General features: G+C 48.9%; 21 protein-coding genes and 1 other annotated feature. Of the genes, 2 read left to right on the top strand and 19 right to left on the bottom strand.

Annotated features, from left to right (window positions below):
- Window positions 1-149: 149 nt before the first annotated feature.
- The 6 genes from VZT47_RS03475 to VZT47_RS03450 all read right to left on the bottom strand — a co-directional run bounded on the left by VZT47_RS03475 (window position 150) and on the right by VZT47_RS03450 (window position 5,122).
- Window positions 150-404 (bottom strand): hypothetical protein, encoded by a 255-nt coding sequence (locus VZT47_RS03475; RefSeq protein ID WP_330223583.1) that lies wholly within the window; start codon window positions 402-404, stop codon window positions 150-152.
- A gap of 43 nt (window positions 405-447) precedes the next feature.
- The gene (gene glmM / locus VZT47_RS03470; protein ID WP_330223582.1) at window positions 448-1,797 is read right to left on the bottom strand and encodes a phosphoglucosamine mutase; all 1,350 of its coding nucleotides are present in this window, start codon (window positions 1,795-1,797) and stop codon (window positions 448-450) included.
- A 126-nt stretch (window positions 1,798-1,923) separates the two neighbouring features.
- Entirely contained in the window at window positions 1,924-2,844 is a 921-nt protein-coding gene (locus tag VZT47_RS03465) for a CdaR family protein (protein WP_330223581.1), read from the bottom strand.
- Window positions 2,841-3,665: a diadenylate cyclase CdaA gene (cdaA, locus tag VZT47_RS03460; RefSeq protein WP_330223580.1), complete on the bottom strand. Its 825-nt coding sequence runs from the start codon at window positions 3,663-3,665 to the stop codon at window positions 2,841-2,843. Before cdaA ends, VZT47_RS03465 begins: the two co-directional genes overlap by 4 nt.
- Before the next feature lie 239 nt (window positions 3,666-3,904).
- On the bottom strand, window positions 3,905-4,192 hold the full coding sequence (locus tag VZT47_RS03455; RefSeq protein ID WP_330223579.1) for a hypothetical protein: 288 nt from the start codon (window positions 4,190-4,192) through the stop codon (window positions 3,905-3,907).
- 6 nt (window positions 4,193-4,198) lie between these two features.
- The gene (locus tag VZT47_RS03450; RefSeq protein WP_330223578.1) at window positions 4,199-5,122 is read right to left on the bottom strand and encodes a LysR family transcriptional regulator; all 924 of its coding nucleotides are present in this window, start codon (window positions 5,120-5,122) and stop codon (window positions 4,199-4,201) included.
- Between the two features lie 387 nt (window positions 5,123-5,509).
- Here VZT47_RS03450 and nifJ point away from each other — a divergent pair, with 387 nt between their 5' ends.
- Both nifJ and VZT47_RS03440 read left to right on the top strand, forming a co-directional pair.
- On the top strand, window positions 5,510-9,022 hold the full coding sequence (nifJ, locus tag VZT47_RS03445) for a pyruvate:ferredoxin (flavodoxin) oxidoreductase (protein WP_330223600.1): 3,513 nt from the start codon (window positions 5,510-5,512) through the stop codon (window positions 9,020-9,022).
- Between the two features lie 342 nt (window positions 9,023-9,364).
- Entirely contained in the window at window positions 9,365-9,823 is a 459-nt protein-coding gene (locus tag VZT47_RS03440; RefSeq protein WP_330223577.1) for a hypothetical protein, read from the top strand.
- Window positions 9,824-10,601: 778 nt separating this feature from the next.
- On the opposite strand, the gene VZT47_RS03435 is transcribed toward VZT47_RS03440, so the two are convergent.
- The 13 genes from VZT47_RS03435 to rpmG all read right to left on the bottom strand — a co-directional run bounded on the left by VZT47_RS03435 (window position 10,602) and on the right by rpmG (window position 19,838).
- Complete coding sequence (locus VZT47_RS03435) at window positions 10,602-10,937, bottom strand: hypothetical protein (RefSeq protein ID WP_330223576.1); 336 nt, start codon at window positions 10,935-10,937, stop codon at window positions 10,602-10,604.
- Window positions 10,930-12,192, bottom strand: coding sequence for a Y-family DNA polymerase (locus VZT47_RS03430; protein ID WP_330223575.1), 1,263 nt, complete (start codon window positions 12,190-12,192; stop codon window positions 10,930-10,932). Before VZT47_RS03430 ends, VZT47_RS03435 begins: the two co-directional genes overlap by 8 nt.
- Before the next feature lie 352 nt (window positions 12,193-12,544).
- Window positions 12,545-13,711 (bottom strand): ABC transporter substrate-binding protein, encoded by a 1,167-nt coding sequence (locus tag VZT47_RS03425; RefSeq protein ID WP_296954338.1) that lies wholly within the window; start codon window positions 13,709-13,711, stop codon window positions 12,545-12,547.
- Window positions 13,712-13,881: 170 nt separating this feature from the next.
- Window positions 13,882-14,079: a binding site (T-box leader), on the bottom strand.
- A 279-nt stretch (window positions 14,080-14,358) separates the two neighbouring features.
- Window positions 14,359-14,892: a hypothetical protein gene (locus tag VZT47_RS03420; protein ID WP_330223574.1), complete on the bottom strand. Its 534-nt coding sequence runs from the start codon at window positions 14,890-14,892 to the stop codon at window positions 14,359-14,361.
- Window positions 14,859-15,296, bottom strand: a complete 438-nt coding sequence (locus VZT47_RS03415) for a hypothetical protein (RefSeq protein WP_330223573.1) — start codon at window positions 15,294-15,296, stop codon at window positions 14,859-14,861. The genes VZT47_RS03420 and VZT47_RS03415 overlap by 34 nt, the downstream gene beginning before the upstream one ends.
- On the bottom strand, window positions 15,293-16,228 hold the full coding sequence (locus tag VZT47_RS03410; RefSeq protein ID WP_330223572.1) for a ketopantoate reductase family protein: 936 nt from the start codon (window positions 16,226-16,228) through the stop codon (window positions 15,293-15,295). The genes VZT47_RS03415 and VZT47_RS03410 overlap by 4 nt, the downstream gene beginning before the upstream one ends.
- A 139-nt stretch (window positions 16,229-16,367) precedes the next feature.
- Window positions 16,368-16,739: a 50S ribosomal protein L7/L12 gene (rplL, locus tag VZT47_RS03405; protein ID WP_330223571.1), complete on the bottom strand. Its 372-nt coding sequence runs from the start codon at window positions 16,737-16,739 to the stop codon at window positions 16,368-16,370.
- Window positions 16,740-16,776: 37 nt separating this feature from the next.
- Window positions 16,777-17,325 (bottom strand): 50S ribosomal protein L10, encoded by a 549-nt coding sequence (rplJ, locus tag VZT47_RS03400; protein ID WP_330223570.1) that lies wholly within the window; start codon window positions 17,323-17,325, stop codon window positions 16,777-16,779.
- A 165-nt stretch (window positions 17,326-17,490) separates the two neighbouring features.
- A complete protein-coding gene (gene rplA, locus VZT47_RS03395) occupies window positions 17,491-18,195 on the bottom strand; it encodes a 50S ribosomal protein L1 (protein ID WP_330223569.1) in 705 nt (234 codons plus the stop codon).
- Between the two features lie 53 nt (window positions 18,196-18,248).
- A complete protein-coding gene (rplK, locus tag VZT47_RS03390; RefSeq protein WP_330223568.1) occupies window positions 18,249-18,674 on the bottom strand; it encodes a 50S ribosomal protein L11 in 426 nt (141 codons plus the stop codon).
- Window positions 18,675-18,779: 105 nt separating this feature from the next.
- Window positions 18,780-19,400, bottom strand: coding sequence for a transcription termination/antitermination protein NusG (nusG, locus tag VZT47_RS03385; protein ID WP_330223567.1), 621 nt, complete (start codon window positions 19,398-19,400; stop codon window positions 18,780-18,782).
- A 13-nt stretch (window positions 19,401-19,413) separates the two neighbouring features.
- A complete protein-coding gene (gene secE / locus VZT47_RS03380; protein WP_330223566.1) occupies window positions 19,414-19,665 on the bottom strand; it encodes a preprotein translocase subunit SecE in 252 nt (83 codons plus the stop codon).
- A 23-nt stretch (window positions 19,666-19,688) separates the two neighbouring features.
- Window positions 19,689-19,838: a 50S ribosomal protein L33 gene (gene rpmG, locus VZT47_RS03375; protein WP_330223565.1), complete on the bottom strand. Its 150-nt coding sequence runs from the start codon at window positions 19,836-19,838 to the stop codon at window positions 19,689-19,691.
- Window positions 19,839-21,101 lie beyond the last annotated feature (1,263 nt).

Here is a 21,101-nt window from a genome sequence, read left to right as displayed (position 1 = left end):
ATGAGTACAAACATAACCATAACACAAAAAAGAGCATTTGTTAATATATTTTTACAGTCTGTTTTAATGAATGATTATTGATTTCCTCTGTACTCGTTGTCTTTCTCATTATATACCATTATTATATTTTGCAAAATTAATTTTATTTTTTATGATATTTTTTCAGAAACAAAAAATATTTCCATGCATTTATAAAAATAACAATGAGCAATCCCATACAAAAATGGCGCCCCAAGGGTGCCGCCTTCACAAACCACAAACCACGGACCACGGATCACGATCATCGCTATTATCTCTATCCTTCCCCCGTAATCCCGTCTTCCACCATTTCCCCCATACAAAATGGCGCCCCAGGGGGCGCCACCTTCACGAATCACGGACCACGGGCCACGGATCACGATCATCGCTATTGTCTCAAACCATATTCATCTCAATTGACTCTAAAAATCAGTTGTTTCCTACTCCCAGTTCGGATTCTATTACGGATGCGATATCATCCACAATCCTTTCGAGCTGGTCCGGTTCCCTGCCTTCACCCATGACGCGGATGAGGGGTTCCGTGCCCGATGCGCGGACAAGGATTCGTCCTTCTCCGGCCAGTTCATTTTCTCCTGCCCGGATGGCATCCATGATGAGGTCATTTTCTTCCCAGCCATTCTTACTGTAGACTTCCACATTTTTCAGGATCTGGGGATAGGTGACCATCAGTTTATTGAGGTCCGACATTTTTTTGCCGCTGTCCCGGAGAACCATGAGGGTCTGGACTGCCGTAATGAGTCCGTCCCCGGTGGTATTGAATTCCGGGAAAATGATATGTCCCGACTGTTCGCCGCCGATGGAATAATCATGTTTCAGCATTTCTTCCAGCACGTAGCGGTCCCCCACCTGGGTAGATACGGTCTGGCAGCCATGGGCCCGAAGGGCTTTGCCGAAGCCCAGGTTGCTCATGACGGTGCCCACGACCATATTGTCATGGAGACGGCCTTCTTCTTTCATCTTAAGGGCATTGATAACCATCAGATGATCGCCGTCCAGGACCTGTCCCTTTTCATCCACGAAAAGGCAGCGGTCTGCATCCCCGTCATTGGCGATCCCGCAGTCTGCGCCCATTTCCACTACTTTTTTCTGCAGGGTTTCGATATGGGTGGAACCGCAGCCATTATTGATATTGACGCCGTTGGGTTCATGGAAAATCGGAATCACTTCGGCTCCCAGTCCGGCAAGGATTCCGGGGAGGAAATCGGAAGCCGCGCCGTTGGCGGAGTCAGTCACGATTTTCAGACCTTTAAAGTCACCTTTGACGGTGCTCTTCACGAATTCTCTGTATTTGTCGGAAAGCTGCGGTACGTCACGGATGACGCCGATTCCGTCTCCTGTGGGACGGGCAATGGTTTCATCATGGCGGAGAATATTTTCAATTTCTTCTTCCGTCGCATCGGGCAGTTTATAACCATTCCGGTCAAAGAATTTGATTCCGTTATCGGGGAATGGATTGTGGGAAGCGGAAATAACAACACCTGCATCATAGCCTTCCACCCGGGTCAGATAGGCAATTCCCGGAGTCGGAATGACTCCCACCACGTCCACATTGACTCCGGAAGCACAGAGGCCTGCAGAAAGAGCTGCCGTCAGCATGGAACCGGAAATACGGGTATCCATACCGATCAGGAAACGATGCTCTCCCCTTGTCTTGCAGAAATAAGCGCCTGCTGCGCGGCCCAGCTGGTAAGCCAGTTCCGGCATAAGGGTCGAATTGACAAGTCCCCGCACTCCATCAGTACCAAATAATGTAACCATTTAAGTTCCTCCCAAAAATTTCAGAAATAACTTTCCAATCATACATCGAAAGAGCATTTAAGTCAAGCGGCATGGCGGAAGCCCCTTTGCTTCCTCTATTCTGTTTTATTTCCCTGCCGGAAAATCTCAGTCTTCCTCAATTTCCACAGTGACAGTCACTCTCGGAACAGCCACGGAACCGCCCAATGGAACAGGCACATTGATGGTCTGCCGAATCGTCTTGCTGGCCCCGGTCACATCAATAGGATTCATGGTGTGGGTGGTATTCTTTTCAAAGTAGGAAACCGGAGCCCGGATCGTCGCTACCGGAGGACTGATCGTTATCCTTCCCACTTTGTACCCTTTGGCAGGCTCTCCTCTTGTTTCTATACGGAGAGGAAGATTTCCCGTCTTCATTTCTTCTTTCATCTTCACGGCCACTTTGACCTGGCTGGGCATGATATCCAGGCCAGTCACCGTATTTCCTTCCTGATCCAGCACATTGACACTGTCAAATTCGACAAAATTCTTTTCTTTGCCTGCCAGGTTGACAGAAACCACAGCCCGGTCCGCCTGGGAAATTTTTGCAGAACTTCCGGCAATGGTAATCGTATCAGGAGTAACTTTTGTACTATCCAGTGAGAAATTCGTCTCCGGTGTACCGAAGGCCTGGACTTTCGCAGGAAGTGTCTTTACCGCATAGGTGTCCACATTCAGATTGAACGTCTGGGGCGTTACGGAAATGACGGTCTCATCGGAAGGCACGGAAACGCGAATCGGCGTATTCGGATAATCCCCGTCGGTAATGCCGGAAAGGTCTACATAAGCTTTGATATTGTCGGAACGCATGTAAACCATATCGCTCCGGGGCATACGGATTCTCACCTTGACGGAATTTGGCACATTGGTAGCCACCAGGGAACGGTCAAGATCTCTCGTTTCCACCGGTACAGTATAGGTATTTTCCACCATGGGGTTCTGCTCATTCATGACATATACCCAAAGGGCACAGGCCACGATGAGGCAGAGAAGTTTTGGAAGCCACCATTCTACACGGGTCCATTTCATTTCGAGGGCCTCCATTTCTGCAGCATGTCGCTGACTCCTTTCGGCTTGCTCTGTACCAGGAAATTGCGAAGCACGTTTTTCAGGCTGTCCGCATCCTGACCGCGATAGATATGGCCGCCATAGGTATAGGAAACAATGCCTGTTTCTTCAGAAACGACCACGATGACACAATCCGCCTGTTCGGACATACCGATAGCTGCCCTGTGACGGGTTCCCAGTTCCGTGGAAAGACTGTGGTCACGGGTGAGAGGCAGAAGGCAGCCGGCCGCCATGACCCTGTTTTCACGGATAATGACAGCCCCATCGTGAAGCGGTGTATTGACGATAAAAATATTTCCAAGAAGTTCTTTTGAAACAAGGCCTTCGATACGGATACCCGTATCGATCCGGTCATCCAGCCCCACACTCCGTTCAAATACGATAAGGGCACCGATTTTATTGGCTGACATGGTCATGGTTGCAGATACCACATCATCAATGACATGATCCCACTCCACTTCATTCATGACTCTTGAGGAAATATAAAATTTTCCCCGGCCAATCTGCTCCAGGGCCCTGCGGAGTTCCGGTTGGAATACTACGGGCAAAGCTACGATAAGCACCGTCATCAATTTGTCCAGGATCCAGCTGACCACATGGAGCTGGAGCCATCCGGAAAACACAGTAAGAAGGCCCAGAAAAAGCAGGCCTTTCAGAAGGGCCGTAGCCCGGGTATCGCGGATCAGTATGTAAATTCGATAAAGGAAAAAGGCTACCACCAGGATATCCAGTATATCCCAGAGCCTCATCGTCATGAATAATCCCTGAATCTGACTCAGCATGGAAGAATACTCCTGTATATATAATAAGTATTAAATAAATTTTTGTTTACACATATTATTTTATCATGAATACGGCGGTTAGGGAAATAGGATAGTCCCGGCAATCGGCAGAATCACCTGATTTTTATTTCTGTACCCGTCATGAAACTCCCTTCCCCATTTTCCGCAAAAGAAAAGACGTCCCGTTCCCCGGGGACGTCTTTTTATGATTCTGTTTTTCAGGGAAAACAGAGAATCCTTTATTTTCCGTAAGTATCCCATTCCATTTCCATGAGACGCCATTCCTGTTTCGTAGTATGGCCCTGAAGCTGTATGATATCTTTCTGCTGTTCTTCATTCTGGGAAAGGGCAGTTTCCGCTTCCCAGCGGATATCGTTCAGCTGGTCATCATACTGCTGAGCTTCGATATTCATCATCCGCTCCTGCAGGTCCGTGATGAGAAACTGCTGGTAAAGGACCATGGCAGCCAGAAGAATGATCACGATACAGAGAGGTTTATTCTTTTTCCAATACTCTTTCCAGACCATGGAAAATTATTTCCTCATCTCATCATCTAACTTGGTATTGTTATTCAGCAGAGCCAGGTGGTCTTTCGTGAATTCAATCCACAGGCGGGCTGCCCTGGAGAGGTAACGGCCTTTTTTCCAGATAGCATAGAGATGATGGGTCATGCGGGGTTCCGTCATGACGCGGGTCACTACTTTGCTGTCCTCACTGTTGGACGGGCAGAGGCGGGACGGAAGGATGGCTACGCCGAGACCGGAAGCCACGGTCTGGAGCATGAGCTCCCGCTGGCTGGTCTCAAATACGATTTTCGGGGTAAAGCCGATTTTCTTGCAGTTCGTGAGGATGTCGTCATGAAGATTGAAATCATCACGGTAAAGGACGAGAGGATAATCGGCAAGGAGTTTCATAGGAACTTCCCTGTTTTCTTCCAGTGGATAGCCCTTCGGCATGACCACGCACATTTCATCTTCTGAAAGGAAGAAGGATTCGAAATCCTTGTTCGGAATGGTGCAGATGATGCCTACGTCGATGATACCTTCCTGTACGGAGGATTCGATGACTTTGGAGCCGTGTTCATACAGTTTGATGGCGATCTGGGGATAGGTCTTCTTGAATTCACCCAGGAGCTTTGCGAAAACATGGGCATCGGTAATAGGGGGAAGCCCGATTTCGATGGTGTCCTGCTTCAGGTTGAATTCATTTTCAAAGTCCGATTTCAAATGCTCGAAGACGAAAAGGCAGCGTTTGGCATAATTGTAGAAAATCGTGCCGGGTGCCGTGATCTCCACAGTCTTTGCATTGCGGATGAAGAGGGTGACTCCCAGCTCTTCTTCCAGGGATTTAATCATGCGGCTGATGGCAGACTGGGAAATATGAAGGTTTCTTGCAGCTTTGGAGAAGCTCTTCTGCTGAGCCACTTCCATGAAATATTTCAAATGACGATAATCCATAATTCCTCCTCATGCATATCCGACGGTGAAAAATTCATTCCCCATCACCTTCCATCCTTGTACATTGGATGACTTTATTTTATAATTAAGGTGTGCAACCTGCACAGCCCGTCCTGCAATTTCTATGATTTGTATAGAATAAAGTCCGGATATCTATGCATATTTCTCATAGGATATTGTACAGGATTTTAACACATCTTGCAAGAGAAAGCACTGTCAAAAGGGATTATTTAAGACTTTTTTGAGAAAATATTTATTTTAAAAATCCGCCGGAGGATTCGCAAAAGTCATATTCCTTTCCATCTCCTGCAGGGGGCAGAAGTATTTTTCAAAGAAAATGGGAAGTATTTGAAAAAGGAGTGTTGTTCTGTGACAAAAGTAAAAACAATGGATGGTAATACAGCGGCTGCGTATATTTCCTACGCCTTCACTGAAGTCGCTGCCATTTACCCGATCACCCCATCCTCCCCAATGGCAGAATCTGTGGACGAATGGTCTGCCCATGGGAAAAAGAACATTTTCGGAGACACCGTAAGGGTCGTAGAAATGCAGGCCGAAGGCGGTGCTGCCGGCGCATTCCACGGTTCCCTCCAGGGAGGCGCCCTGACCACAACTTATACCGCATCTCAGGGCATGCTCCTCATGATTCCAAATATGTATAAAGTAGCCGGCGAACTGCTTCCTGGTGTTTTCCATATCGCGGCCAGAGCCCTCGCCAATCATGCGCTCTCCATTTTTGGCGATCATCAGGACGTTATGAGTGCCAGAGCTGCAGGCTGCGCTATTCTGGCAGAAGCCAATGTACAGGAAATCATGGATTTGGCCGGAGTAGCCCATTTGGCAGCTATTAAAGGCCGCGTACCTTTTATCAATTTCTTCGACGGTTTCCGTACGAGCCATGAAATTCAGAAGGTGGAAGTCCTGGACTATGACCAGCTTGCTCCCCTCATCGACCAGAAAGCCCTCTCCGAATTCAGGGCCCGCGCTCTTAACCCGGATCATCCGGTCATCCGCGGCACCGCTGAAAACCCGGATATTTATTTCCAGCATTGTGAAGCGGCCAACCCCTTCTACAATGCCCTTCCTGATATCGTTCAGGAATACATGGACAAGATTTCCGCCATCACCGGCCGGTCTTACCATCTTTTCGACTACTATGGCGCCCCCGATGCAGACCGCGTAGTGATCGCTATCGGTTCTGTCACCGATATCTGCAAAGACGTCACCGATGCCCTCAACGCCCATGGAGAAAAAGTGGGCGTCCTGAATGTTCATCTCTATCGTCCGTTCTCCGTGAAACATTTCCTCTCCCAGCTGCCTGAGACAGTAAAGAAAATTGCCGTCCTCGACCGTACCCGTGAACCCGGTGCCATCGGCGAACCGCTCTACATGGATGTGGTTTCCGCAGTTGCTTCTTCCGGCAGAAATATCAAAGTATGCGGCGGCCGTTATGGTCTGGGCTCCAAGGACGTCATTCCGGAAGATATCATGGCTGTCTATGAACATCTGAAGGATGAAAATCCACGTCACAACTTCACCCTTTCCATCGTGGATGATGTAACCAATCTTTCCCTTGCTCCCGTTCCGGTTCCTGAAATGGCTGGCAAACTGGTTTCCTGCAAATTCTGGGGCTTCGGCTCTGATGGTACCGTAGGCGCCAACAAGAGTGCCATCAAGATCATCGGTGATCATACCGATATGTATGCCCAGGGCTACTTCGCCTATGACTCCAAGAAATCCGGCGGCGTCACCATTTCCCATCTCCGTTTCGGCGAAGATCCGATCCGTAAGCCGTACCTCATCCGCAAGGCTGACTATATCGCCTGCCATCGTCCGTCCTATATTTATAAATACGACCTGCTCCGCGGCTTCAAACCGGGCGGTATTTTCCTCCTGAACTCTCCATGGAAGAAAGAAGACCTGGAAAAAGTTCTTCCTGCATCCATGAAGAGAAAGCTGGCCAGCCTCCATGCGAAGTTCTACATCATCGATGCCTTTGAAATCGCAAAGAACATCGGTCTTGGCGGCCGTATCAATATGATCATGCAGTCCGCCTTCTTCCATCTCACCCACATCATTCCTGACGAAGATGCGGTGAAATACCTGAAGGATTCCAATGAAAAATCCTATGGCAGAAAAGGACAGAACATCGTCGATATGAACAATGCAGCCGTTGATGCAGGCATGACCGGAATCGAAGAAGTAGAAGTTCCATTTGAATGGGAACATGCTACTACCGGCGGTTCCATTGCAAGAGCTTCGCGGCCGGACTTCGTAAAGAATGTATGCGATGTCATGAATCGGCAGGAAGGGGACGATCTCCCTGTTTCCACCTTCAAGGGCATCGAAGACGGCACTTTCCCCTCCGGTACCTCCAAGTATGAACGTCCATCCGCTGCCATTAATATTCCGGAATGGATTCCCGAAAACTGTATTATGTGCAACCAGTGCTCTGTAGTCTGCCCGCACGCCACCATCCGCCCGATCCTCGTCACCGAAGAAGAAGCGGAAAAGGCGCCGGAAGGATTTATCGTCAGAGATTTCAGAGGTCCTGTCAAAGGTCTGAAATTCCGCATGATGATCGATCCGGAAGACTGCTATGGCTGCGGTATCTGCGTCAATACCTGCCCGGCTCCGAAGAAAGCACTCGTCATGAAACCGGCTGAAACCCAGCTGCCGAAACAGAACCTCTGGGATTACGCAAAGAGCCTGCCGCCGAAGAAGAATCCTCTCGGCAAGACAAACCTCCGCGGTGCACAGTTCGAACCGACCTACTTTGAATTCTCCGGTGCCTGCGCAGGCTGCGGCGAAACCCCGTATATCAATATGGTTACCCGTCTCTTTGGTGACCGTATGATGATTTCCAATGCTACCGGCTGCTCCTCCATTTACGGCGCTTCCTCCCCGTCCATGCCTTATACAAAGAATGCACTCGGACAGGGTCCTGCCTGGGCAAACTCCCTCTTCGAAGATAATGCTGAATACGGCCTCGGCATGCATCTGGGCGAAGGCAAACTCCGTGAACGGCTGACCGAAAAGCTGGAAGCTGCCCTTCCATCTGCGGATGAAACCGTGAAGACCGCCATCAATGAATGGCTGGAAAAGAAAGATGTGGGCCTCGGCACCAGAGACAGGGCCGCCAAACTGGAAGATGCCCTCAATGCAGAAGTTTCCGCACATCCGGAATACAAGGAACTCCTGGACCTCAAAGATCATTTCGTCAAGAAATCCCAGTGGATTTTCGGCGGCGACGGCTGGGCTTATGATATCGGCTTCGGAGGCCTTGATCAGGTCCTCGCTTCCGGTGAAGATGTCAATGTCCTCGTCCTGGATACCGAAGTTTACTCCAATACCGGCGGACAGTCCTCCAAGTCCACCCCGGCCGCAGCGATTGCCAAATTTGCTGCTTCCGGCAAGAAGACAAAGAAGAAAGACCTCGGCATGATCGCCGTTTCCTATGGTTACATCTATGTTGCACAGATTGCCCTGGGCGCAGATATGAACCAGGCTTTCAAGGCCATTTCCGAAGCAGAAGCTTACCCGGGACCATCCCTTGTCATCGCTTATGCTCCATGCATCAACCATGGTTTGAAAGCAGGCATGGGCAAATCCTCTGAAGAAGAAAAGAGAGCCGTGGAATGCGGCTACTGGTGCAATTGGCGCTACAATCCAAGCCTTCTTGAAAAGGGCAAGAATCCCTTCCATCTGGACAGCCGCGAACCGAAAGCAAACTTCCGCGACTACCTTATGGGCGAAGTCCGCTTCGCATCGCTGGCTAAACTCTTCCCGGACAAGGCCGAAGAACTCTTCGCCAAGACCGAAAGAGATGCTAAAGAACGGCGTGCCAACTACGTCCGTATCCAGAAATCCTACGACCTGGCACTGGCCGAAAAGAAATAATTTTCCGGAAATAGAAATACCATGCTGCTAAATCTTCCATTCTCATAGATTGAAAGTGATCAGTGCGCAGTGGTAAGTATTAAGTGAAGGTGGACCGCTTCAAATTTTGACGCGGTCCATTTTTATATATCCAATATGGCACGCTTCCCTATTTTGCACGCCACATACACTTATTATTTTTCACTTACCATTTACCACTTTTTAATTACTAACCGATTTCTTATTACAATAAATTATTGTCTCATTTAAAATATTTCTATAAGGCTTCGCATTTAATGATTTCGATTCATGCGTTATACTATAAACAGAGGAATCTCAATATAGTCTCAAAGGAGGTATCCCATGGATTTAAAGACTCACAGAAAAGGCATGCTTCACGAACTGAAAAACGGCTTCTCCATTGACCTGACGGAAGAGGAGTACAATGCCAGGCTTCCGGAAATCCGGAAAATCGCGGAAGATCTCTACGTCAATATGGACGTACTGGACGTACTGGAAAAAGACTACAAGCTGAAACTTCTGGTCCTCTCCATTGCCTCCTGGTTCGGTTTCCATAATGTCACCGGCAAAGAACTTCTTGCCGCTTCCCATCTCCACAATAAAGATGGTCTGAACCCCATGAAATTCTTCTTTATGAAAGCAGGCTGGGCTCCCTACTATCTGGAATATGAATATGTGGATGAAATGGGCATCCCATTCCATGAAGTCATCGATACTTTCTATGCGGACGTGGAATTCTACATGGATATGTCGGACCAGCTCAAATATGTACGGTTGCCGAATGCGCTCCGAATCGTGTAATTTTGAACTAACCATCCTATCCGATCGTTCTTCGATCTTCGTTCTTCGATCTTCGTTATTCGCGATTCCTGGCCCGTGATCCGTGAGCCGGGGCAGTGGGCCGCATCCATTCATATGGCGGTCCCTTATATCATAATTTGCTGTTTATCCACCTTAAAAAGCTGTGAATGAGGATTTCCTCTTTCACAGCTTTTTAAGTCCCTGTCAATGATCTCCGTCCTGCGTTACGCAGCCGGTTTTCTCTTCATTTTCGATATGCAGGATCGTACGCCCCTTCATCCCATCGGGAGCTCCCCGGGATTGCATGAGTCATTTATCTCATTTTTCTCTTATACGATAGTACAGTCCCTCCGCTCTGCGGGCACCTCCCTGAACTTCGGGGAGGCTGTGCGGGGAGCGCCTGATAACCGATAGAATCGGTCGGTATGAAGAAGGATTTCGAAAATGTACATAACCGACAGCGTCCCGTGTCCCCCTGCGGGGGAAACTCCGCGAAGCGGTAAAGGGGGCTGCATATGGTACATGTCGGAGTGTCTCTTACTTTTCATGCGTACCGTAACCCATGGAATTTTTACGATAGGGAGCTGAATTTCCCTTCACTTTCCTCTTGTACGATAATTCCCCGCCTGTACACATTCCCCATAAAAATTGTCGGTGCATCAGCGCCGACACCTTCCCGCACCCCGCACCCCGTTTTTGCACATTCCCCATAAAAAAATCGACGCCGCATCAGCGGCGCCACCTTCACGGACCACGGGCCACGGATCACGGACCACGATCAGCACGTACGGGAATCATCACTCTCCGCCGATATGACTTTCACCTCCCACACATCCTCAAAGTAGATTCTCTTCCCTGCCACCTGGAGGACGCGGAAGATTTTGTCGATCTGCTCCACTTTCCCCGTGATGGTGCGGTAGGTATCGACGTCATAGTATGTGATGATGACCGTCATTTTCCGCTCCACCAGCTGGAGCTCTCCGGACAGTTTCCAGGCATGGTCTTCGGTAATTTCTCTTTTTTCTTCTTTTTCCCGTCCCGCTTCATAGAGCAGTTCGTCGTACCCCCTGAGACCGTTGAAAGGGAGAAACTGGCGGGCCCTGTTGTTATTCATGATGACCTCCTATGAGTGTATTACGCTTTCGAAGCGTTGCCTTCGGCAGGTAATCGATGCCTCGAAGGATGGCGTTTTTTCCAAATTTTCTTTTCACTTCCACCATCACCCGTTCCACGTTTTTCTGCTTCTCCTCTGCTGCCTCGGAACGGAAAAGGGAGAAATAACGGGGCACCGAGCCCGCCGGCACCACGTCATTCAGGGAAAGGTTGATGGTGCGGATACCCATGCCGGGAATGACTTTATCTTTATACAGTTTGTCGAAAGCTTTCCAGATGTCCTCGGGCACGTCGGTCCAGCTTTCAAGGCGTCTTGTCCCGCCGCTTCCCATGCGGGGCCTTCCCGAATACCCTGCATAGAGGGAAATGCCCTTCGTCACCAGGCATTCGTCCAGCAGCTGCTGGATCAGGGTTTCCGCCATTTCAAAGACGAGAAGCGACGCATCTTCATAGGTATAATCCTCGAAAAGCACCTGACCGTTACTGAGGGACCGGGCATCGGGCCGGTAGGCATGGATATCGGCGATGGTACAGGGTTCCCTGCCCCAGGCGTGATCGATGAGGAATTCCGCATTCACCCCGAATTCCCTATACAGCAGTTTCTCAGGAAGGAGCGTAATGCCATGAAGGTCGTAGACCCCGTATTTCGCCAGTCTTGCCGCGATGCCTCCCCCTATGTTCCACACGTCCGTAATAGGCCGGTGATGCCACATTTTCTCCCTGAAAAGGGCCTCGTCCAGGTAGACGATGTGGGTGGGAAGGTGCTTGGCCAGGATGTCCATGCCAATTTTGGCCAGAAACAGATTGGTCCCCACCCCGGCAGTGGCGCAGATGCCGGTCCGCTTGTACACCGCATCCATGGCCATTTTTGCAATCGACAAGCCATCTCTTTTATACAGGGCCAGGTAGGGCGTCACATGGACAAAGCATTCATCGATAGAGTAGGCATAGACGTCTTCTTTGGCAAAATATTTCAGGTAAGTCTTGTAAATGTCGGCAGACACTTCCATGTACATTTTCATGTGGGGCGGCGCGATGATGTACTTGTATTTCGAAGGGATTTCGTAAAGCCGGCAGCGGTTCCGGACCCCTTTTTCCTTCAATGCCGGGCTCACAGCGAGACACAGAGCCCCGGGCCCGCGGGTGGGATCTGCCACCACCAGATCTGTCCGGAATGGGTCCAGCCCCCGGGCCGCACATTCCACGGAGGCGTAGAAGCTCTTGAGATCGATACACATATATACCTGATTTTCCATAGGCCCTCCATAAAACGCATTTTCCGGAAATAAATGTTCTATATTTATTATAAAATGGTTGTTCTCTTTAATCAATAGAACTTTTTATTAGAAATATTTCCAACGCAAAAGAGCAATGCGTAGGGATGCATTGCTCTTTGTGTGGGAAAAACTATCGGCAGGCGGAGAAGAAATATTTCTTCCCGCCCGTCCCCATTATTTATTTTTCGAGTAGTCACCCCACCCGGCTTCCCTCTTCAGTTCTGCAAAGCAGTCACGGTCACTGAGGAAGGAAGGAAATCACCGTCCCCGATGTCCCGCATGGGACACCGACCCCGGGACAGTGATATTTCCTGAATTTCAGGCTGCCCGATTAAGCAAACGGAACCCATTTGCCGCCTTTAACCTGAAGTACGGCAAGATCCATCTTCGGATCACGGTTCTGGTCGAATTCGAATTTACCGGTAGCGCCTTCGAAGTCCTTAATCTTTGCCAGGGTATCACGGAATTTCTTGCGGTCGGTAGTGGTGCCGGACTGTTCAACTGCCTGATGGAGTACATACATGGCATCATAAGCCTGAGCTGCGAACTGATCCGGTTCATGACCGTATTTAGCAACGAATGCCTTTCTGAAATTCTGAGCTTTATCAGTCTTTCTTTCTGCATCCCACGGGGTTGCCACGAGGGTGCCGTCAGCAGCAGCTCCGCCCTGCTGGATATAAGCCGGGCTGTTGAAGCCGTTGTTGCCGACGATTGGCTGGTTCAGGCCCATTTCTCTTGCCTTCTTGACGATGAGGGCACCTTCCTGATAGAGACCTGCAACGCAGATGACATCCGGGTTGGAAGCCTGAATCTTGGTAAGCTGTGCGGAGAAGTCGGTATCCTTATCAGCAAAGGTTTCTACATCGACAACTTCCAGACCCATTTCCTTGTACAGTTCCTGATAAATCTTGGATTCGCCTACCATCTGGTCATTGTTGTTGGAGTACATGAGAGCGACTTTCTTGAAGCCCAGCTTGTCATGTGCTTTCTTCATGGTAACCGGAATAGCCAGTTTGCCCGGAATTGCATTTCTGAAAATGTAATCGCCGATATCGGTGATTCCCGGTGCAGTGGTGCCCGTGCCGAAAGCGACAACTTTAGACTGCTGGGCAATCGGGCCTGCTGCGAACATTTCGCCAGAAGTCATCGGGCCTTCGATAGCAAGGACTTTATCCTGTTCAATGCACTTCTTGAATGCGTTGATGGCTTCTGCCTTTACCAGTTTGGTATCGTAAGTTTTGAGATCGATCTTGACTTTGGTATTCGGATTCTTATTGATTTCTTCAACAGCCAAATCGACGCCTTCCTTCATGGCTACGCCATAAGCTGCGCCTGGGCCGGTGTAAGCGGTCACGAAACCGAGTTTAACAGTCTGTCCGCCGGCAGCTGCACCAGATGCTGCCGCTTTCTTTTCTCCACCGCCGCAGCCTGCAAATACGCCGACTACTGCACATGCAGCCATAGCTGCTGCCATACCTTTTAACCATTTTTTCTGCATAGTTCTTCCCTCTTTCAATAAAATAAAAATCAGATTTCCCAAAAGCCATAGAAAAAGCCTCCGCTGACTTCCATCAGCGGAGGCGCACATGCGCGGTACCACTCCCACTTATCACTTACGGACTTCAAGTTCTGGTACCCAAAATATAAGAGCCCCTACCTTCATCAGAAGATAGGGGCGAAATCGCGGTACCACCCTACATTATACTTTGTAGTCCTATTCGTAACGTGAATCAACGCCCGCACTTACTTAATTCAGTACAGGAGCTCTCGAGGGATAGTATGAATACTGTCATCTACCGGTTCGCACCATACACCGGCTCTCTGAAGATTAAGCAGTAAACCTTTTGTCTCGATCCTGGCTTTTCAGGTCATCTGGTTTTCTGAACATGTAAATATGATAAGCCATGAAACGTTTATTGTCAAGACCTTTTATGAAATAATTTATTCAGTGACAAGTGGGCAGTGGTAAGTGTTACAGCACCCCTTTTCCTCCCACTACCGTTAAGGTGGCTGATTTTCCCTCCGGTAATTCGTTTCATGTCATGGTTCTTCCCGATAAAAAGAAAGCTCTCTGAAACGAGAGCAGAATTGTATTGTTATTTGTATGTATGGTACCACGCAAAGCCCAAGCCGTACAGGGAGAAGTTAAAATTTCCCCATGGCCCGCCTCTGCAGCTTCACTTTATCCAGGGGAATGGAAAAATCATCGGCAAAAAGTTCATGGGTCACATAGAGGGGATCTATGCACTCCACAATCCGCTTCGCCGCATCCGTCGCGAAGGGCCTGTGCTGGTCCATGGAAATAATGTGATGCCGGATGGTTTCCACATTTACCACACCCGGGATTTTCCCTGCCACCCGGCGCTGGTATTCGCCGGACAAAGAACAGGAAAGATGAATTCCTTTAATCAGGGATTTCATGCTCCCCAGCCGCTTCACCACAGAGCAGATATACTCTGCCCCTTCCGCCTCGGATGTGAGATCCGGATTGGCCGCCATGAGGTGGCTTGTATCCAGCATGATGCCCACATTATTCCTGGAAATAAGGCCGAAGAAATAGTCCACTTCTGCCGGGTCCAGTTTATAAAGGCCGGGCCAGAACGTATTTTCAAAGAGCACCCATACGGAGGAAGGCACGGCATCACTCACCCGGTTGTATACTTCTGCCGTTTTTTCCAATACTTCCCGCTGGTATAGTGAAACTTGTGAGTCCATATTTCACGATTTCTGCAGTGCGCCGCATGCCATACCAGGTATTCCGGCTTTTCCGCCAGGGCCGCATGGATATTGTCCCGGATCATTTCGAGCCAGTCTTCGGCCGTTTCGCCGCCGAAATTTTCAATGACCGATTCTTTTATGGGAAAATCTTCAGCGAGGCCTTCCTTATTTCCCAGATAAAAATCCATCCACACCGGCCAGTAGGCCAGATGGCAGCCCACCGTGATTTCTTCTGCCGGACGGGCTGCCGGCACTCTTCCATAAATGAGGTTTTCAATGCCGTCAAGGCCCAGGCGGTCAAGAATTTCTTTGATATCCGGGATACGGTCATCCGGCATCATGTAATGACTGACGGTCTGTTTCATGGATTGTTCTTCGCTGCCTTTGCCAGGGCTCTTTCATAGGCTTTGGCGAAATAAGGAACAGGAATGCCCATCTCTTTTCCCATGGCTGCCATACGACCCAGAATCATATGGACCTCCGTATCGTCAGCCTTTTTCCCGCTGTCCAGATCCCGATAGAGGGACGTAATCGTATCTTCCGGCAGGCTTTCAAAGATATGGACGTAAAAATCTTCATAGTTTTCAGGGAAATGAACTCCTTTAGACTTCGCCACGGAGATCACTTCCCGCTCAGCCCCGTGAACGGCTGCTTCATATTCTTTAGAGGAGCGGACTTTCCCCACCGGTCCGTCAAAATAGCAGAAGAGGCAGGAATTGGTGCCCATGAGGGCATATTTCTCCCAGCTGGCCAGACAGATATCGTCCGTCACTTCCGCCGGAATACCGCCCCGGTTCAAAAGCGCTGCCGTTTCCCTCAGTGCCTTTGGCACAGGCCCCTTTTTCATGCCCATCACGATTTTTCCGTCTGCCGCCGTCTGCTGCACCATTCCCGGGCCTTCCAGATGGGAAAATACGCGGATCGTCCCATCAGCGATATGGCAGGGCGGCAGCCATTTTTCCATAAGCTCCGAGACGAGGACTCCGTTCAGAAGAGGCACTACCACCGTATTTTCGTCAATCATGGGCGCCATATCCCGGCAGGCCTCCTCGAGGCCATTTCCCTTGCAGGAAAGGATAATGACATCCATCCGGCCAAGCTCTACCGGGTCATGACTTACCCGTTTAGGATGAACCGTAAAGGTACCAAGAATCTTTGAATCCACCTGAAGCCCCCGGGCCCTGATGGCCTCAAGGCTCTTTCCCCGGGCATAGAAATACGTTTCTTCATGGACCCTCGCCAGGGCACCGCCCACAAAACCTCCGATGCCGCCGATTCCAAATACAAGTATTTTCATAGAGTTCCCCCCCCCATTCATCATTTGGTATAAATTTACTTTAGAATATGAGAACTCTTCTGTCAAATGAAAATAAAAAACCGGTCCCTTTCGAGATCCGGTTTTTTGTGTCTGAAGTGTTGGCTATTTAGAACATGAATTATTTCAGTTCTACAGTAGCGCCAGCGTCTTCCAGTTTCTTCTTCATTTCTTCAGCTTCAGCTTTAGCTACGCCGGTCTTAACTTCTTTCGGTGCGCCATCAACAACTGCTTTAGCGTCTTTCAGGCCGAGGCCGGTGATTTCGCGAACAGCTTTGATAACAGCGATCTTCTTGTCGCCGATTTCCTTCAGGATTACGTCGAATTCGGTCTTTTCTTCTTCAGCCGGTGCTGCGCCTGCTGCCGGAGCTGCTGCTACTGCTACAGGAGCTGCTGCGGAAACGCCGAATTTGTCTTCGATAGCTTTAACGAGCTGGGAGAGTTCCAGTACGGACATATTGCTAATGGCTTCAATAATTTCTTCGTTGGTCATTTTATTTTCCTCCATGGAATGATTTTATGCGTATCGATTACGCAGTTTCTTTCTGTTTACGCACTGCTTCGAGAGCATATGCGAGGTTCTGAATGTTGCCGTTGAGGGCACGTGCCAGTCCGGAAATCGGAGCCAGCAGGGTTGCTGCAACCATACCAAGCAGCTGTTCTTTGGATGGCAGATCTGCCAGAGCCTTGACGCCAGCCTGATCGATGACTTTGCCATCGAGTACGCCTGCTTTGATTGCAATAGCTTCAGTCTTGTTTTCCTTCAGGAATTCTTTCAGAGCTGCTGCTGGAGCAACCGGGTCATCTTTGCAGGTTGCCAGACCATTCGGTCCCTGGAGCAGATCATCAAGTCCCTGGAGACCAAGTTCATCAGCTGCGATACGGGTCAGTGTGTTTTTAACAACCTTGTATTCAACGCCGTGAGCCAGGAATTTACGACGGAGAGCCGTAGCGTCCTTTACGGTCAGTTTGTTGAAAGACAGGAGAACTACGCCCTGGGAAGAGAGCTTTTCTTTCATTTCTGCGACATAAGCTTCTTTTTCGGGACGAATCTTGACTTCATACTTTTCTTCGCTCATAAGTACACCTCCTCTGCTTTAGGATTTGTATTTACTACGTTAGCTAAAACGACCCCGCAAAGCGAGGTCGTGGTACTGGCATTCCAGTACTCAGCCTCGGGAGGCGGGCTTTCGCCCATTAAAACCTTGTTGCCGCCGGTCTTCAGCTAAGTGTAAATTCTTTAATTAAGCTTTTTTAGCTACTACGTTCAGTGGATCCAGGTGGATGCCAGGGCCCATGGTAGAGCTGATGGTGAGGCTCTTCATATAAGCACCTTTTACAGTGGAAGGACGAGCTTTCAGAATGGTGTTATAGATAGCCAGGAGGTTCTGTTTCAGTTTGTCTTCGGTAAAGGATACTTTGCCGATAATAACCTGAACGTTGCCTGCTTTATCGGTACGGTACTGTACCTTGCCGCCTTTGATTTCGTTGACAGCTTTGGTAACATCCATGGTTACAGTGCCAACTTTCGGGTTCGGCATGAGGCCTTTCGGTCCGAGGATACGGCCAAGACGGCCAACTACAGCCATCATGTCCGGAGTTGCTACTACGACGTCAAAGTCGAGCCAGCCCTGCATAATCTTGTCGGCCAGTTCTTTGCCGCCTACGTAGTCAGCGCCTGCTGCTTTTGCTTCGTCTTCTTTGTGGTCTTTGGCAAATACGAGAACTTTCTTGGATTTGCCGGTACCTGCCGGAAGAACGGTAGCGCCACGGAGCTGCTGATCAGCGTATTTCGGGTTGATATTAAGATTGAAAGCAACTTCTACAGTTTCATCAAACTTTGCGGATGCTGCTTCTTTAACCAGCTTTACAGCTTCGTCGATGTCATAGAGCTTATGACTGTCAACGATGGCTGCAGCTGCCTTCTGTTTCTTTGTCAGTTTTGCCATTGTTTCCTCCTATGTGGTCATTTGGGTTTTACCCTGCCACGAACGGGTCAGTCTTAGTCTACAACTTCGATGCCCATAGAACGGGCGGTGCCTTCAACGAGACGCATTGCTGCTTCTACAGTGTTGGCGTTGAGGTCAGGCATCTTTGTTTCAGCGATTTCCTTGACCTGAGCTTTGGTGACCTTACCAGCTTTTTTCTTGTTCGGTTCACCGGAAGCTTTTTCGATGCCTGCAGCCTTCTTCAGAAGGACAGCTGCTGGCGGAGTTTTACAAATGAATGTAAAGCTTCTATCTTCGAAAACAGTAATTTCTACAGGGATAACCAGGCCCACCTGTTTAGCGGTACGATCGTTAAAGTCTTTAACGAAAGCCATGATGTTAACGCCTGCCTGACCGAGGGCCGGGCCTACTGGCGGTGCCGGGGTTGCTTTTCCGGCTGCTACCTGCAGTTTTACTACCTTTGCAACTTTCTTTGCCATAATGTTACACCTCCTATCCGTATTGGGAATGTGGTACTTTCGGGCTGTAACGGGCCCTCCCACGGTGGGACGAGTCTAGTACAAGGCAGTCCCACAAGAGTATTTTTAAGGAAGCGGTTCAAAGGAGCCCGCTTCCAGCTCTATCGTAGTAGTTGTTCCGAAATTGCTGATGTCTGCCTTAATCTTTGCCTTGTCATCGGCAACTTCCAGAACAGTGGCGGTTCTATCTTCGAATACACCTTTGGTGATCCGGATGCGGTCACCGGCTTTTACATTGACTGCAGCCGGCTTCTTTGCGCTTTCGCCATTAATGATGCGTTCTGCTTCTTCATCAGAAAGAGGAATCGGTTTCGTGGTGGTTCCGACAAATCCGGTAACCCCCGGGGTATTTCTTACGACATACCAGCTTCTGTCATTGACTTCCATCTTGATCAGCAGGTAGCCCGGGAATACCTTGTGGGCAACCATTCTTGTCTTGCCGTCTTTTTCCTCTTCTTCTTCCTGGAGGGGCAGCAGGATTTCCAGAATGGTATCATCCATTCCCATGGAATGAACTTTACGAGTCAGTGTATCTTTGACCTTGTTTTCATATCCGGAATAGGTATGAATGACATACCAGCGGATATTCTTGGCACCTTCTGTAGGCTCGCCAATTTCAGTCGGAGCACTGACTTCAGTCTGATTTTCTGCTGCGATATTCTTATTCTTAGCTTCTGTATCCGACATTGTCTCTCTCCTCTCAGCCCACAGCGGTGACCAACAGTCTGGAGAGGCCGTTGAATACGAAGTCTACTGCAACAATCAGGAATGAAACTAAAACCACGGACACGATGGTAGCGATGGTGTAATGAATCATATCTTTCTTTTCAGGCCAAATGACCTTTTTCATTTCCATCTTGGTTTCTTTGAAAAACCGGGTCCATGACGAGTTAGCTTCCTGTGCTCTCTCTACCTGACTTTTTGTCGTCGTCTTACGCTTCGCCTTGGCCATGCTCACACCCCAGTTAACTCAAATTATTTGGTTTCTTTATGCAGAGTGTGTTTGTGGCACCATTTGCAGTACTTCATCATTTCGATACGTTCGGACGTATTCTTCTTGTTCTTGTTTGTACGATAATTGCGGCGCTTGCATTCTGTGCATGCAAGAGTAATTCCTTCACGCATTCTTTACACCTCACTCAATCTTTTTTGGCCCCAGGCCAATTAACATGCTTAATCAGTATATCATAAGCAATATATGCAAGTCAATAGAAATATTAAACTTTGCATTTAAAAAAGCCGGGCCATCCCAGCGAGATTATTGTACCATAACAGGTGATACATTGCAATGTATTTCTTTATACTTTTGGAAATAAAATCAGGCGTATCGTTATTCGTTGTTCCTTCTCCGCTCCGCCATCCGCACGGTCCGGAATGCAGGCACAAGCGGTTCATGCAGAACCACCGTCCGGGCAGAACCCTTCCATCTCACATGCGTGCCAGAGGACATATATAATTGCCCCTTTCAATATGTATTGCGGCCTCTATCCCTTTCCCCTTACCTCTTTTCCCTTTCCCCTTTGTTTTAGAGCCGCAGGCCGCCTCCTTCACTTGCCGCTTATCACTTTGTATGGCCGGCCGCTAATCACTAAAAACTAACAACTAATCGCTATATAAGTTTAATGAAAATCTAATAAAATAAAATTCTATTTTTGTACTATATAGTCAGAGCAGCGGGAAAGAGCTCTGGTGAAATCCTTCACAAACCTGAATGTACAGTATCGATCGAAACAGGCGGAGGGATGAATCCAATTAATTTTCTCAAAGCTCCATTGCGCGCAAGAAAAATCAACGAAACCCCGGTCGAAAGACAGGAAATCCCGGAATTACACAGTTCCCATACGACGTGACACTGGTCGGCCACCTCTGGTATACGGCAGCTCCGTCCCTGCATGTTCAGGCCACAGTCCCTCCGCCGATGGATTGTAACTGTTACTATTGGATTTCCCCGGTCTTTGGGCCGGGGTTTTTCTGTGTCATTTGTCAGTTTTATGGATAGAGTCAATTTCGATTTTCGGATGGCGGATTTGGGATTGCGGATTGCGGGAAGGTGGCGCTGCTGAGGCAGCGCATTTTTTATGGGGATTTTGCACAGGCGAGTTGAAAGACTCGTTCCGGTAACAATATGTCTCTGACCATGAGAGGCAAAACGTTACAGGCTCCCCAAGCTTACTATAAAACCATTATCCCGAAAAACCCAAAAAAGGGCGCACTTACCCCAGGGTCCATTTTTTAGCTTTTTTCAGTTAGAGATTGCCATGGTAGATGGAATTTCTCCGGCCCAACCCAATTTTATTAACCCTTTTAATAACGATTTTATTCGTTTTTCTCTGTCAAATGTATTTAGGTAGTTTGCTCCCAAGTCCTGAAATGGTACACGATTTTTTA

The sequence above is a fragment of the Dialister sp. genome (assembly GCF_036343215.1).
Classification (GTDB): domain Bacteria; phylum Bacillota; class Negativicutes; order Veillonellales; family Dialisteraceae; genus Dialister.
Note: the sequence above shows the minus strand (reverse complement) of the source record. Positions and strands in the feature narration are given on the sequence as shown.